We start from the raw sequence: 278 nt of genomic DNA on the forward strand, positions 1-278 counted from the left end.
GTACAAAGTGCCATCGATGGGTCTGAACGTCGACGTAGCGTTGCGAGACATTTTCATCTTTCAGGTCGCTGGTCCGCAGTCGCTGGCTGTCCTGGAGGAACTGACGGGCACATCGCTGCGGTCATTGGCATTTCTCGGCATCCAGAAGATCGACGTGCAGGGCATAGATGCTTCGATAGAGATCGAGCTCTCTCGGATCGGGATGTCCGGCACGCTGGCGTACGAGGTGCGCGGACCGCTCGAGCACGGTCCGGCGGTCTTCGACGCTGTGTACAAAG

The 278-nt window shown here is 59.0% G+C and carries 1 pseudogene; it reads left to right on the forward strand.

The features are described 5' to 3' along the window. Positions 1–16: 16 nt before the first annotated feature. Positions 17–278: pseudogene (locus tag ACZ267_RS12880) on the forward strand (hypothetical protein); the annotation flags it as partial.

This window comes from Staphylococcus sp. AC872, assembly GCF_979255425.1.